The sequence below is a fragment of the Winogradskyella sp. genome, from assembly GCF_965228925.1.
Classification (GTDB): domain Bacteria; phylum Bacteroidota; class Bacteroidia; order Flavobacteriales; family Flavobacteriaceae; genus Winogradskyella.
Genome location: NZ_OZ245845.1, coordinates 850044 through 866214 on the forward strand (window position 1 = coordinate 850044; position 16171 = coordinate 866214).

The 16171-nt window shown below is 37.2% G+C and carries 7 protein-coding genes; 6 read left to right on the forward strand and 1 reads right to left on the reverse strand.

All coding sequences use genetic code 11. The annotated features are described in order from the left end of the window. The first annotated feature begins 16 nt into the window (after positions 1-16). The gene (locus ACO052_RS03420; RefSeq protein ID WP_422106616.1) at positions 17-1132 is read left to right on the forward strand and encodes a TolB family protein; all 1116 of its coding nucleotides are present in this window, start codon (positions 17-19) and stop codon (positions 1130-1132) included. Here ACO052_RS03420 and ACO052_RS03425 read toward each other — a convergent pair. Further along, positions 1129-3450, reverse strand: coding sequence for a TonB-dependent receptor domain-containing protein (locus tag ACO052_RS03425; RefSeq protein WP_422106617.1), 2322 nt, complete (start codon positions 3448-3450; stop codon positions 1129-1131). The genes ACO052_RS03420 and ACO052_RS03425 overlap by 4 nt on opposite strands. A 233-nt stretch (positions 3451-3683) precedes the next feature. Here ACO052_RS03425 and lepA point away from each other — a divergent pair, with 233 nt between their 5' ends. The 5 genes from lepA to ACO052_RS03450 all read left to right on the forward strand — a co-directional run bounded on the left by lepA (position 3684) and on the right by ACO052_RS03450 (position 16171). After that, positions 3684-5480, forward strand: a complete 1797-nt coding sequence (lepA, locus tag ACO052_RS03430; protein ID WP_422106618.1) for a translation elongation factor 4 — start codon at positions 3684-3686, stop codon at positions 5478-5480. Between the two features lie 71 nt (positions 5481-5551). After that, complete coding sequence (locus ACO052_RS03435) at positions 5552-8197, forward strand: ligand-binding sensor domain-containing protein (protein ID WP_422106619.1); 2646 nt, start codon at positions 5552-5554, stop codon at positions 8195-8197. Between the two features lie 103 nt (positions 8198-8300). Beyond that, complete coding sequence (locus ACO052_RS03440; RefSeq protein ID WP_422106620.1) at positions 8301-10742, forward strand: T9SS type A sorting domain-containing protein; 2442 nt, start codon at positions 8301-8303, stop codon at positions 10740-10742. A 91-nt stretch (positions 10743-10833) separates the two neighbouring features. Further along, complete coding sequence (locus ACO052_RS03445) at positions 10834-13494, forward strand: ligand-binding sensor domain-containing protein (protein ID WP_422106621.1); 2661 nt, start codon at positions 10834-10836, stop codon at positions 13492-13494. A 250-nt stretch (positions 13495-13744) separates the two neighbouring features. Next, a complete protein-coding gene (locus ACO052_RS03450; protein ID WP_422106622.1) occupies positions 13745-16171 on the forward strand; it encodes a T9SS type A sorting domain-containing protein in 2427 nt (808 codons plus the stop codon).

The following is a 16171-nucleotide window of genomic DNA, read 5'->3' on the forward strand; positions in this document are numbered from 1 at the left end:
TATATAAGCCTTTGACATGAAGAAATTAGCTTTAATTCTTGTTTTATTAATATCGTTTTCATCTTGCAAAAATGAAACTTCTAAGTCTACGGAAACGATCTCCGACAGTCCATTAGATGCATCAACAATCGAAAACTCGTTAATATATCCCGAGGAAAAAAACTTTAAATCACTTCGCCAAGTCACATTTGGTGGAGATAATGCTGAGGCCTATTGGAGTTTTGATGACCAACAACTGGTATTTCAGTCTAACAACCCCAAATGGAACGTGAACTGTGATCAAATGTTTTTGATGAACGCCACTGAAACGCTTATCGATAGTATTGCGCCACCTATGATAAGTACCGGAAAAGGAAGAACGACCTGTTCTTATTTTTTGCCAGACAATAAACATATCATTTACGCGTCAACACACCTTGCTGATGAAAAATGCCCTGAAGTTCCAACTAAAGAAAACGGAAAATATATTTGGCCCATCTATGAGAGTTATGACATTTTTGTGGCCGATTTAGAGGGTAATATCGTGAAGCAATTGACCAATGAGCTTGGATATGATGCTGAACCTACGGTGTCTCCCAAAGGAGATAAAATTGTGTTTACCTCGACCCGAAGTGGCGATTTAGAGCTCTATACCATGAACATTGATGGCACCGATGTAAAACAAATTACAGATGAATTAGGCTATGACGGCGGTGCGTTTTTTTCACCTGATGGTACTCAAATTATCTTTAGGGCATCGCGACCAAAAACTGAGAAAGACATAAAAGAATATAAGGAGCTATTATCTAGAGGCTTGGTAGAGCCTAGTGATATGGAATTGTTTATTTGTAATGCTGATGGATCCGATTTGCGTCAACTTACATTTTTAGGCAATGCTAATTGGAGCCCATTCTTTCATCCAAGCGGAAAAAAGGTTCTGTTCTCTTCGAATTTTGAAAGTGAAATCGGTTTCCCTTTTAACTTATACATAATCGATACTGACGGTAAAAATCTCAAGCGCGTAACTCATGGTAATACATTTGAAGCCTTTCCGGTATTTTCAAATGATGGTAAGTATCTTGTGTTTTCCTCAAATCGCAACAACGGTGGTACTAGAGACACTAATCTTTTTATTGCAGAATGGCAGGATTAATTTAAATCTTTTAATCTTTCGCGCTCTTCAGCATCCGTCGTTCGCTCATTGGTGTTGAGTTTGGTGTTTCCAAAGTTATACCTGAAGCCTATTCTTATAATCCTATTGTCTATGTCGTCGAATCTCCTGCTAGATTGATTAAGATAACCAATAGACGATTCATAATCCTGGAAATTAAATATATCATCCACGGCTAAGGATATGACCCCTTTTTTATTAAAAATAGATTTTGAGATACTCAGTTCAGAGACGAGTCGATCTTCCATTATTTCAAATTGCTGTAAGTTTTTACCAACCCAAGTCAAGGTTAAGTTAACATTGAGACTTTGATCCTTAAGCAGTGTCCAACTATTTTGAAGAATACTGTAATTGGACCATTGATCTAATTCCACAAACCCCTCGCCAAAATTAGCCTCCTCAGAAATATTATAAAAAGAGGTCACTGCGGCTAAAAACCACCGATCAGTAATATAGTTTTCAAATGCAAAATCAAAACCGTAATCTACTTTTTTATCTAAATTGACAGGAGTAAAAGCTACAATATTGGTTTGGTTATCTTGCCTTGGTAGTTCCACAATATTACCATCATAATTCATGTAATAGGCTTCAATGGTGAAATGTTCTAAAAAGTTAAGCCCAATCACATAATGATCTAAATACGTTGGAATTAAATTAGGATTGCCCAATACAACCGTATTTTCGTTCAAGAAAAACGTAAAGGGGTTTAAATCGGTGTAGCTTGGTCTACCAATACTTCGCTTATAATTGCCTTTAAGACTGACGTCTTCAGACAATTGATATGAAACACTTGCATTAGGAAACCAATTGAGATAATCTTGGGTATTGGTTTCGTTCAATGCCACCGATTCTCCTTCTATATTGGTTTGCTCTGCCCTTAATCCGATATTCAAGTCCCACTTATCCCATGACTTACTGTAATTGGTATAGGCGGCAAATACCTTTTCGTCATATTTGAAGACATCCGTATTATCCGCATTCGGAACCTCCTGACCATTAATGATATCCGTTCTTGTGATATCACTATCTGTGTTTACATTAGAAAATTTTGCTCCAGCTTCAAAGCTTGACGTCTCGTCAATTGGTAAATTGTAATCTATTTTGCCCGTAATAATCTGTGTATCCTGATTGGCCAAGGTATTGAATTCGGAATCCTCATCGAATTGTTCATCTTGAAATACATTTTGATCTCGCCCATAGTCGTAAATCGTATAATGGGTGTTGAAAGTCAGACTAGACGCATCTTTAAAATCATGTCTAAATATGATATCTGAACCAATATTATACTTCTCATCCCGAGATAAATTGTCAGCCGTAAAGCTCGATAAGAAGTTTTGGCTAGCGTCAAAAATATTGGTATTATTCCTTATTTGATATTTAAAATAGGGTGTATATAGGGCTGTACTCGTTAGGCTTAAGGTATTTCTATCGTCAATATAATAGTCAAAATTAAGATTGAGGTTGTGGGTTTCGGACCACGTGTTTCTATTGATATTAGATTGCCATATTTGGTCAATAGCATTAGTAGTATCTAAAAAATTTACCATTTCGTCCTGATCTCTGTTAATCTTCTGACTGGTATAGCTATAGTTAAGGTTGAGATTAATTTTGTTGTTTTTAAAATAGTGACTTGTACCGACATTATATCTAGGAAATACACCTTGGGTATAATTTGTTAATACACTACCTCTATAGCCTGTTATCAAGTTTTTACTCATTATAATATTGATAACCGATCCACTATCGGCGTCATAACTTGCTGGAGGATTGGTAATCACCTCAACGGATTGAATACTATTAGCTGGCGCGCTTTCTAAGAGCTGTATTAACTCTTCAGAGGTTAACTGGACTCTGCGGTCATTAATAAATACGGTCGCTGGTGCACTTTTGATATTTATACTACCTTCACTTACTATGACCCCAGGGGTACTCTTTAAAACACTTAAGGTATTTCCTTCGACTAAAGCCGTATTTTCAACATTGAAAATTAATCGGTCTGGTTTGCGAGTAATGGTTGGCTTTTTTGCAACAATAGTAACTTCATCGAGATTTTCAGATGCTTCAACAAGTTGAATTGTTTTTAAGTCTAAGTTACCGGTAAGCACTATTTTTTGCTCGAATTTCTCTAAGCCAATAAAACTAATTTCAATAAAGTAAGTCCCTTCTTCTAGGTTGACAAGATTAAAATAACCATCATCATCCGTAGCCGTTCCGAGTAAAAATTCTTTGTCTTCTCCTTCGTAAATGATCACATTGGCTAGTGCAATGGGATTACGATCTACATCGACGACTTTTCCCAAAATAGAAAAATTCTGCGCAAAAGTGTTAAGAGTCAGCACAAAAAGAACTGCGCTGATAAAAGACCGTTGGAGACCAATCATTAGTTAGGTTTGTAGTGCAATATAAAGATAGTTTTTTAATTTATACTATGGTTTTTCTGTAGTTCATCGAGGTTTAAATATGGCTTTTGATGCCACAAAGCATAAGAAATAAATTATATTTGCACCCAAATTCTTGGCTTAGAAAACGATAGATGAAGAACATTCGCAATTTTTGTATAATAGCACATATCGATCACGGAAAAAGTACACTTGCTGACCGATTATTGGATTTTACAGGCTCTGTTACGGATAGAGAAAAACAGGACCAGTTATTAGACAATATGGATTTGGAACGTGAAAGAGGCATTACTATAAAATCTCATGCCATCCAGATGGAATATGTGTATGAAGGAGAAGACTATATTTTGAATCTTATAGACACTCCTGGCCATGTGGACTTTTCGTACGAAGTGTCGCGGTCTATTGCTGCCTGCGAAGGTGCACTTCTAATTGTTGATGCCGCTCAGAGCATTCAGGCACAGACGATTTCTAACCTGTACTTAGCATTAGAAAACGATCTGGAAATTATTCCTGTTTTAAATAAAATTGATTTACCAAGTGCCAACCCTGAAGAGGTTACTGATGATATTGTAGATTTATTGGGTTGTGATCCTGAAGAAGTCATTCCTGCCAGTGGGAAAACTGGTCTCGGTGTTGAAAACGTTTTAGCAGCTATTATAGAACGGATTCCAGCTCCAGAAGGTGACCCTAATGAACCTTTGCAAGCCCTGATATTCGATTCGGTTTATAATCCTTTTAGAGGTGTTGAAACCTATTTTAGGGTAATTAACGGCTCTATTAGAAAAGGGCAAAACATTAAATTCATTAATACTGGAAAGACCTATTTTGCCGATGAAGTCGGTACTTTAAAACTAAAGCAAGTGCCTAAGCAAGACATAAAAGCTGGTGATGTAGGTTACTTAATTACTGGTATTAAAGATGCTCGGGAGGTAAAAGTTGGTGACACCATTACCGATGCTAAAACACCGACCACCAATGCTATTGAAGGCTTTGAAGACGTAAAACCTATGGTATTTGCTGGGATTTATCCTGTGGATACTGAGGACTATGAAGAACTACGTGCCTCGATGGAAAAACTTCAACTTAATGATGCGTCTTTGGTATTTCAACCTGAAAGTTCAGCAGCCTTGGGATTCGGATTCCGCTGTGGCTTTTTAGGAATGCTACATTTAGAGATTATCCAAGAGCGTTTGGAGCGCGAGTTCGATATGACAGTGATTACGACGGTACCAAACGTGAGTTATTATGCGTTTACCAATAAAAATCCTGATGATATTGTCATCGTCAATAATCCTTCGGATTTACCTGAACCTTCAACCCTAAATCGTGTTGAAGAACCTTATATTAAAGCCACCATCATTACTAAATCGGATTTTGTTGGTCCAGTAATGAGTCTATGTATAGAAAAGCGAGGGCAAATTACCAATCAAACCTATTTAACAACTGAACGTGTCGAGTTGAGCTTTGATATGCCTTTGGCAGAAATTGTTTTTGATTTTTATGATCGATTAAAAACCGTATCTAAGGGCTACGCCTCCTTCGATTACTCTCCAATAGGTATGCGCGCTTCAAAATTGGTACGTGTTGATATACTGTTGAACAGTCAGACCGTAGATGCGCTTTCCGCACTTGTACACGCGGATAATGCCTATACGATTGGTAAAAAAATGACCGAAAAACTCAAAGAGCTTATTCCGAGACAGCAGTTTGACATTCCTGTACAGGCAGCTATTGGGGCAAAGATTATAGCCAGAGAAACCATTAAAGCCCTTCGTAAAGATGTTACCGCTAAATGCTATGGTGGTGATATTTCCCGTAAGCGTAAACTTTTAGAAAAACAGAAAAAAGGTAAAAAACGTATGCGCCAAGTTGGTAATGTCGAAATACCACAGCAGGCGTTCATGGCTGTTTTAAAGCTTAACGACTAGTTATTAAATTTTTGTAATTCAATAAAGACGCTTTTAGTATCTTTAGCTTTTGTCATCACAATATATTTTTGATGAGATTAGCCTCTATCACCTTTTTTTTCTCTTTTATTCTTTTAGAGGTTGCTGCCCAGTTACCTGAAAAAAAGTATTTGTTCAAAACCATTACCACAGAAGACGGGCTTTCTAACAATATTATTTATGATATAGTTCAAGACCATAAAGGTTTTATTTGGATTGCAACGGATAATGGCCTCAATAAGTACAACGGATATTGGTGTAAAACCTATTACAATATTGCTGCAGATAGTTTATCACTTACGTCTAACGTAGTAAGGTCATTGGCACAAGATAACTCTGGTAATTTATGGGTCGGAACTAAGGAAGGACTTTTAAAACATAATAATGCTGGTGCACCGTTTAAACGGTTCCGATTAGACATGAATTCGAAATTTGACAATATTGAAGTCATGGAGTTAGAAATCGATGCCGAAAATCATCTGTGGTTTAGCACTCAGGGCGCTTTAGGTTTTGTTGATTTAAAGGAAAAAGAACAGCATATTCAAAAAGTTGATTTTAGAAGTGTAAGCCTTACCAATGGAAGTGATTCTGTTATTCATTCTAATTCTATAACGGGAGAATTAGGCTTTGTTGATACACACACTAAAGAAGTGCTAAAGCGTGTCTTTGATTCCGCATTAGTACGGCAAAAAGTTTACTTTGGTAAATATTCGAACCAACTATGGTTGCCCCATAATTTTAGCGCCGATTTAGATTCAAATTTATATCATCAACTGCCTGAATTGCCCAATAATCTATTACCTAGTGCTTTTCTAGAAGTTAACGACAGTAAATTGTGGATAGGAACTGATGGTGGTTTGTTTGAGTATGATTATAAGACAAAGACATTATATCGTATTCCCTTGGGCGCATCTACATTAACACAGCAAATAAGATGCTTTTTCCAAGACAATACCGGTGGCATTTGGGTTGGCACGCTTGGAGGGATTTATCACTACGATTCCTATAGAAAATCGTTTGACCATTCTAAATTGAGGGAAACTAATAATGATGTCGTAATGGGTATACTAGCAGATGGTCATACCATATATGCGAGTACACTAGGTGATGGGTTGTATGTTAAATCTGAAGACTCTGAGCTATTCCATAAATTAACTCTGCCTCCTAATTATCCTAGTGAAGGATTGTTCATTTGGTCTATTTGTAAAATCCCAGATAGCCAATACCCGTTATGGATGGCTACAAATGCAGGGATTATAGGCTATAATGAGAAAGACAATACCATTACAAAACTTCCACTCCCTCTCGTAGACAACATATTTAAAGAGTCTTTTACAATTTTAAACTCAAACAGTGATTATTTCTGGGTCGCATCCCATAAGGGTATTCATAAAATTAAAAAGTTAGATGCCACTATCGTAAAGTCCATTTCCTTAGCTAATTACTTTGAACATTCAGGTATTCAAAAAATAGTTGAACATAATGGACTTATTTATATTGCATCTGAAGGCGAAGGACTTGTTGCTTATAATCCCAAAATCGATACTATAGTTTCAATAAAAGGAAAAAATGGAAGTGATTTTAATCGGTCGATTTGGGACTTATACAGTTCAAAAGATGTATTATGGCTAGGCACTAACGAAGGGCTTTATCGTCTTGATGCTTCAAATACATTCATTGAACCTGCACATGTAAATAATCAAATTGTTTATAGCATCATCGAAGATCAAGGACATGTATTGTGGTTAGGAACGGACAAGGGTATTATGTCTTATGATCCGATGGACCAGTCGGCAATGTTCTATAATCAAAAACATCGTCTTAAGAATTTAGAGTTCAATAGAAAATCTGTCGTTTCTACCTCTGATGGAAAACTGTGGTTTGGTGGTATAAATGGTATTACGTCTTTTTATCCTCAGGACATCAAAGAAAAAAATCCCAATAAGCCATTACTGTATATTAGTGAACTCGACGCAATCACATCCGATACCATAGAAAAAATAAGTGCATTACAAAAGGACATCGTAATTCCTTGGGAAAAGAATACCATTGAGATTTCGTATATAGGGCTTAATTATACCAATCCACCCTTAAATAAGTTTCGTTATCAAATGCTTGGATATGACCCGAATTGGGTGGAAACAAATGCCCCTAAAAACGCGCGCTATGTGAGGTTGCCTGTGGGCGATTACACATTTAAAGTTCAAGGGGCTAATAGTGATGGTGTATGGAATGAAACTGGAGCTGAGCTACATATAGAAATTAAACCACCATGGTGGAGGACTTACGAAGCTTATGCCTTATATGTTCTGTCATTTATGGGCATTGTTTATCTCGTTATTCAGTTAAAAAAATACCGCAAAAGAATAACCATTGTCGAACGCGAAAAAGCAGAAATCGCTAAGAAAGTCGAACAGGAATATATCAGCTTAAATAACAAGTCGAAAGTCTATCTTGACCTTCTAAAATTTATCAAATCAGACGGAAATTATCTTGAATTTGTTACTGATGACAAAACAATAATCGACAGAAATAAACTTAAAGATGTATTAAATGAATTGCCTCCAAATTTTGTTCGAGTCCACCGGTCGTATGTCGTCAATAAGAACTACATAGTTTCCCAAAATAGCACCACAGTTTATTTAGATTCAAATATTGAAATTCCACGTTCAAGAACCTTTAAGTCTAACCTTGCTTAAAATAACGTGTTAAACATGTTGTTTTTTAAGTCAGTCGTCACATTCTATTCGCTTCAACCCTTGTAAATACTAGCTTTATTGGAGAATTTTAAATTTCTCCACTATGAAAACAAAACTATGCTTTGGCATTGCATTGTGCCTTACAATTTCAATGTATTCTCAAAATGTATGGACAGGAACTGAAGACGATTTATGGTCTAATGAAAATAATTGGTCGGGTACAGTTCCAACCGCAACAGAAGATGTACTGATTCCAACCGGATTTGTAGTTACTTTAGACACACCTGCTAATATCCGTTCTATTGAAGTTCAGGGAAACTCTACGCTAAACGTCACTGAAACGCTCACTATCGCTGTTGATTCAGAATTCGAAGATAATGTTGTGGTTAACTGGACTTCTGGAGATCTCATAGGACCAGGAATTTTATTAAACAGTGGAACTATTAACTTATCATTTCCTAGCTTCGACCTTAGCGGTTCTGTAGTACTAAACAACCCTGGTGAGATCAATCTTTCTGGAGGCGGCAATATTCTTATTGGTACGAACAGTGTTCTCAATAATTCTGGTACAGGAATTATTGATTTTCAATCTCCCGGATCTGAAATCACAAATACTGGACTTCCACCTAATACCTTAAATAATTTTGGAACGATAAAGGTCTCTCTCCCAATGCCAATGGATGCTGTAATAATTGGTGGTCAATTGATAAATACTGACGGGGTATTTCAAGTTGACTCTGGTACATTAAACATTAACACCGATGCCACCAATTTTATGGGTGGCGAATTTAATGTAGCAGCGAATGCTACTATGAATTGGAATGGATCCATTGACGCCATAGGTACATTTACGGGTGTGGTTACTGGAGCATTGAATTGGGTTGGTGACTTTGCGGTAGCTATGTCAGCCGTATTTAATTTTACAGGCAGTAATGCCATTAGCAATACAGGCGGCGATTTAACTGGAGGAGGAACGCTTACCAACATAAGTACAATCAACTTAACAACTGGTAATTTGGCGATAGAAGATGGTACAACTTTAAATAATGATGGTATTATTAATTTATTAAACGGGAGCGACCTATTAATTGATGCTGATGGTACTATTAACAATAACCCTTCAGGACAACTGTTCTTGTTGGATAATGGTTGTAATATCGCTTCCCAAGCTATTGTTGACAACACAAGAGTATTGATTAATCAGGGTACCATAACAATGGCTCCTTCACTTAGCACAGATGCTTGTGTAATTTCAATAAACATGACTAATGATGATGGAACTATTGACGTCGACAATGGCACATTGAATTTAAATTACAATGGTATAACACTAAATTCTGGAACCTATAACGTCGATACCAACGGTGTGCTTGCTTGGGCGTTTCCTTTAAACATAACTGGTGATTTAACCGGAAACTTAGATGGCAATTTGTTTTGGAATGACGACATCATGGTATTGGGTTCCGCAGCATTCAATTTTGCAGGAAATGGTTCAATATCATGGAACAGTGGAAATATTGAAGGTGGCGGGACACTCACAAATGAAAACTTAATCATAAAAACCGCAGGTGGAACAAAGCGTATTAGCAACGGTTCTACATTAACCAACAATGGCGAATTAAGACAAATTGTTGGGGGTACCATTTCGATTGCTACCAATTCAACATTAAATAATAATCCTGGCGGTATTATTGACTTGCAAGCCTCCACTTCTGGATTTAGTAATTTCGGAGTTTCCCCAAATACGTTTAATAACGCTGGTACCTTGCTGAGTAATGCTGCATCGGGAAGTACGATTATTAGCGTTCAACTCAGTAACTCTGGCACCATTGATGTTGTTCAAAATATACTAACCATTAATGGGTCTGGTACATTAACCAATGAGGCTTCAGGTGTTATAAAAGGTACAGGAACTCTAACATTAACAAGTGACCCTTCTGATTTTATTAATAATGGTACATTCGCACCAGGCGCTTCACCAGGAATACTGTCTCTTGTGAATGAGTACACGTCAAGCGCTTCTTCAGTTTTGCAGGTAGAACTAAACGGTACCGACCAAGGTATTAACTACGATCTCCTTACTATCGACGGCGATGCCAATCTCGATGGAACTATTGACATTATTCTTGGCTTTGCGCCCTCCATTAATGATGAATTTGTGGTGTTAAATACACCTGGCCCCGGAGATACCATAGATCAATGCGATTTGCCCACATCATTAATCGCTTCTTTTGGTGGGTTCGACTATGAATTTGACATCGAGTGCCGCAATAACGAAGAATTGGTCTTAACCGTAACTAACCAAACATTAGCTGTTTCTGATGAAGATGAACTGGTAATTGAGCTTTACCCTAATCCAACCAAAGATTTTGTGTCTATTACCAATACCACAGTAGATAGGGTCGTAATCTACGACATCAATGGCCGTGAAGTCCTAGAAACCACTAAAACTCATTTTTCAATTGAACATCTAGAAAATGGCATTTATTTTTTTAGGGTAGAACACCATAATCAGGCGGCCATAAAAAAAGTAGTTAAGCACTAATTAGAACATATTTGGTTAGATATACGGTCTAATCATATTTAGTGGAGAAGGCTCGGTTGTCAACAACCGAGCTTTTTTGTAATTTTCTTTAGTGAAAAATTGCTTACATAGAGATATCAAACGTTTTATTACGGCAATTGCATTATTCATTCCTTTTTATGTAAGTACTCAAAACCTCGAGAGTTCTTATTTTTTTAAATCTATAACGACGGAACAAGGCTTATCCAATAATGTGGTTTTCGATATTCATCAGGATAAGGACGGCTATATTTGGATTGCTACGAATAATGGGCTAAACAAGTATGATGGGTATGCCATGACGATCTATTTTCACACTTCAAAGGATAGCACTTCGATTTCTTCGAACGTCATTAGATCCATTGTAGAAGATGAACAAGGACAGTTATGGTTCGGTACAAAAAATGGACTTAATCGTTTTAATGAAAAAACACAATCTTTTGAAAAACCAACGTACCTTAAAGGTGCTTCTATTGCAAATTGGGAGGTCATGTCAATGCATCTCGATCGCTCAGGACATATATGGATGAATGCCTCTAACCATATTGTTGTTTTCGACCCTAAAACTTCTGAGGCCAACATCGTTTACACTTCTAAGAACATGTTAGGCTTAACCCTGGCAAATCAAATTATATGGGCGAGCGATGATAAGGGCAATATCTTTTCTTACGACATCAAATCTAAGGTTTTAACAAAAAGAGAAGAAGCCTTTAATCACAGTGCTGTTCACTATGGCGACCAATCCAAATCCTTATGGGTGCCTTACAATTTTGAAGCTGATTCGGATTCTCATGGGTTGAAGTATTTACCCCAATTACCTAATCATATCAATCCAAAGTATTTACTAGAGATCGATACTCAAAAATCTTGGATAGGCACTAATAATGGTTTATTTGAATATGACTCTGACAAAAAATCCTTATCCAAAATTTATCTAGGAAATTCCACATTAATCAACCAAATTCGAAGTTTATATAAAGATAATGCTGGCGGGATTTGGGTAGGAACCCTTGGAGGTGTCTTTCATTATGACCCATATCGAAAAGTCTTCAAGCACCATGACGTTGTTGAAGAATTGGATGATATTATTATGGGACTTCACGCAGACAAGGATGGCATATATGCTAATGCTTTAGGTAAAGGGCTTTACTTTAGACCTAATGACATGAGAGAGTTCAAAGAAATTATTTTGCCAAAAGCATTTCCGCAACAAGGCCTGTTTATTTGGGACATGGAAACAGTTTCTGAAAGTAGTTTTCCGCTTTGGATGGCCACCAATAATGGGTTACTATGCCTGGACCCGAAAACCTCAGTTTATAAAAAGGTCCTTATTCCACTCACAGAAAATGATGAAGAGGTGTCTTTTACTTTACTTGACACCGATATGCCTTTTCTATGGGTTGCATCACACAGAGGTATTCATAAAGTCGATAAAAAACAAGGCGAATTATTAGCGTCTTTTCCATTGGATGTCGAAATAAAATACCCTGGTATTCAGAAAATAATTGCTTTGGATGGTTCCATTTTTATCGCCACAGAAAGCCAAGGGTTATTTAGGTTTGATATAAGCTCACAGGGCATTTCTAAACTATATTTAAAAGGCAATACACAAGAATTCGTCTCACCTATTTGGGATTTGTATGTTTCAGAAAATATGCTTTGGATTGGTACTAATGACGGTTTATATAAACTTGACATAAAAGACATGTTTATAGAGCCTGTTATAGAGGATAATCAAGTGGTTTTTAGTATTACAGAAGATACCTCCGGAACATTTTGGTTGGGCTCTGATAAAGGCATTAAAAGTTATGATCCAGACAACGAAAAAACAAAATACTACACTACAATTGACGGGTTAAAGAATGCTGAATTTAATAGAAAATCAGTCATTAAAGACGCTTCGAATAACATCTGGTTGGGTGGTGCCAAAGGCATCACGACATTTAATCCTGAGCTGATTAAAAAAGATAATCCAAATAGGCCGTATGTACATATAACTGATTTACGCATAGCGACTTCGGATTCTACATTTTCTATTCCAGATTTTAACGGCGACATCACATTACCATGGCAACACAACACGATTGAGCTTGACTATGTGGGACTTAATTATACCAATCCACCTCAGAATAGCTATAGGTATATCATGGAAGGTCGCGACCCAAATTGGGTTACAGCCAATAAGCCCAACACGGCTCGATACGTAAAGCTGCCTGTTGGCAATTATACATTTAAGGTGAATGCCGCCAATAGCGATGGTATATGGAATACAGAGGGCGATTTTTTAGAAATTACGATTAGACCCCCATACTGGAGAACTAAAACAGCTTACTTACTCTATATATTATCTTTTTTAGGACTTGTTTGGCTATTTAAGCGATTAAAAACATATCGCAAGCGAATTTCTCAAGTGGAACAAGAAAAAGCGGTTATTGCTAAAAAAGTCGAACAAGAATTTATCCTATTAAATAACAAAACCAAAGTCTACCTTAAAGATTTAAAGTATATCAAAGCCGCAGGCAATTATCTGGAATTTTATACGCTAGATAAAACACTTATTGATCGCAATAAACTGAAACTTTTAGAAGCGCAATTACCACCAAATTTTATTAGAACACATCGCTCTTATATCGTTAACAAAAACTACATTATTTCGGCTAATAGTGCTTCGGTTTTTATAAAACCGGATGTTGAAACTCCGTTATCTCGAAGCTTTAAAGGCAGCCTTAAATAGTAAGGCTTACCATCCACTTTATTTTTTTTACCATTCGTCACATTTTACAGGTGCCTATTGGTTTTCGAAATAATTTTATCTGAAATCAAAATCCACATATTATGATTTCTAACACCGTTATTTATCCATTTAGGTTTCCTTAAGAAATAGAATATGGTTAGCTACTCTTAGCCATAATATGTGGATAGTCCTTGCTTAGTAAACTAGGCAAGGACTTATTAAAAACATTTCAATTTCTAATACTATAGTTATGACAACAAAATTACCCTTGCTCGTCTTTTTATTTGCCTCGTTAGTTTCCTCTTCTCAGATTATCTGGACCGGTGGTGGTGGAGACATCAACTGGAACACTGCTAACAATTGGAGTTCCACTACAATTCCAACGGCAATGGATAATGTTGAAATCCCAGCCGGTTTTACTGTGACAATTATGGGTGTGGCCTCCTGTCAATCCTTAGAGCTTAAGGGTAGTGCTATTCTTAACATAGACGGTGGCAGCTTCTTTAGCAATCAACCTTCATTTTTTGAGACGGGAACAACGGTTAATTGGGCCAGTGGGTCCATTGATTGCCCGCTTTTGGTCAACCAAGGCACTATGAACTTAACATCAGGTGGGGACAAATCCTTTGTTAGCTCATCTATTGTAAACAACAACGGCACCATTAATATCTCAGGCTCTGGCGATTTATTCCTTCAAGATAATACGGTTCTCAATAACGAGTTTGACGGAATTATTGATATGGGCGCAGATGATGGTGATATTGATAACCTTGCTGGACTTTCTATCTTAAATAATGAGGGTCTTATTAGAAGAAGTACGTCCTCTGGGGAAGCGCGAATAGAGACCATCGAATTCAATAATAATGGTGGTATTATACAAGTCGATAGCGGTACCTTGGGCATTACAGGTTTTGGTGATAAAAACTTTACAGGAGGTTCTTATGTTGTTTCTGCAGGTACGGTTTTAGATTGGGACACCGCTATTACCGTTTCAGGGTTTTTGATGGGGACTGTTGAAGGTGATTTAAATTGGAGTAGCACTATTGAGGTTCCTGTATCAGCCACTTTTAATTTTACTGGAGGAGGCAACTTTAATTGGACCAGCGGCAATTTGGAAGGTGGTGGAATATTAACCAATGAAAGCACCATTAATTTAACGGGGACTCCAAATAAACCTATTCAAGATAATACAACCCTAAACAATAATGGAACCTTAAATATTATAGGTTCTGGAGATCTATCCATTCAAAGCGATAGTGTTTTAAACAACAGTGCTTCGGGTATTATCGATATGCAAACCAATGGTGGTAACATTATGCAATCCGTTGGTGTGGGTACGCTAAATAACTCAGGGTTTATACAGCGCACAAGTTCTACCGGAGACGCTCAAATCAGTTGCACGTTCAACAATAACAATGGTACTATCCAGGTAGAAAGTGGCACACTAACGCTCATTACAAATGACAAAAGCTTAACAGACGGCATTTATAATGTATTTGCAGGAGCTGTCATGGACTGGGATACTGATATGACCTTATTCGGGGTTTTAAGTGGAACGGTAGACGGCGAGCTCAACTGGAATGATATCCTCGATGTTCCTGTTTCCACTACGCTCAATTTTTCAGGGTCTGGTACTATTAACTGGATGGTAGGAAGTCTAGATGGCGGTGGTGTTTTAACCAACCAAAGCACCATTAATTTAACCACGACAGGAGCTAAAATTATTCAAGGCGATACGACATTTAACAATGCCGGAATAATTAACATTACAAGCGGCGGTGACGTGTTAATCAATCAGGGTATTATAAACAATCAAGCTTCGGGTATTATCGATATGCAATTCAATGAAGGAAATATTACCCGCTCTGCTGGTACTTCTAATGTTTTAAATAACTCAGGATTGATCCGGCGAACAACCACAACTGGTACGGCACGAATACTAATTGAACTAAACAATTCAGGAACTATTGACGTACAATCGGGTATATTAGATATTGGAAATAATTCCTTTCCGTTTTTTAACCTTATAAATGGCGTCATAAAGGGTGTTGGCGAAGTAGAACTTCCCCTTACCTCTAATTATACCAATGATGGTACTTTTGCGCCTGGTGCGTCACCAGGAACTTTGAATGTTGATGGTGACTACGAGTCTACAGCCAACGCTGTTTTGGACATAGAACTCGACGGATTAGCTCAAGGCACGCAATATGATCTCTTAGCAATAACAGGGAACGCAGATTTCAATGGCGCCCTTCAGGTTACCTTAAATTTTGATGCTGATATCAATGATGAATTTATTATCGCCACGACCACAGGAACCATTAATTCTTGTAATCTTCCTGCCATGGTATCAGCAGATTTTGGCGGGTTTACTTACGACTTCAGTGTGACCTGCCGAAATAACAATGAACTTGTGCTTAGCGTAACTAATGAAACCCTTTCCACAGGTGGATTTGAATTAAATCCGATTGCGGTTTACCCTAATCCAACACGCGGTTATGTTTTTGTCAATAGCTCTGAGATTTCAAAAATTACCCTTTATGATATAAACGGTAGAGAAATTCTTGAAACACGTTCTAGCGAATTAGATATTCAATACCTAAAAAACGGAATTTACCTATTGGAAATCACTGATCCTAATGGAAAGCAAGTCATTAAAAAAATCGTTAAATACTAA

Bases quoted from the DNA above. Each gene is read 5' to 3' on its own strand.
- ACO052_RS03420 (WP_422106616.1), top strand. From the start codon at position 17: ATGAAGAAATTAGCTTTAATTCTTGTTTTATTAATATCGTTTTCATCT.
- ACO052_RS03450 (WP_422106622.1), top strand. From the start codon at position 13,745: ATGACAACAAAATTACCCTTGCTCGTCTTTTTATTTGCCTCGTTAGTT.
- ACO052_RS03440 (WP_422106620.1), top strand. From the start codon at position 8,301: ATGAAAACAAAACTATGCTTTGGCATTGCATTGTGCCTTACAATTTCA.
- lepA (WP_422106618.1), top strand. From the start codon at position 3,684: ATGAAGAACATTCGCAATTTTTGTATAATAGCACATATCGATCACGGA.
- ACO052_RS03435 (WP_422106619.1), top strand. From the start codon at position 5,552: ATGAGATTAGCCTCTATCACCTTTTTTTTCTCTTTTATTCTTTTAGAG.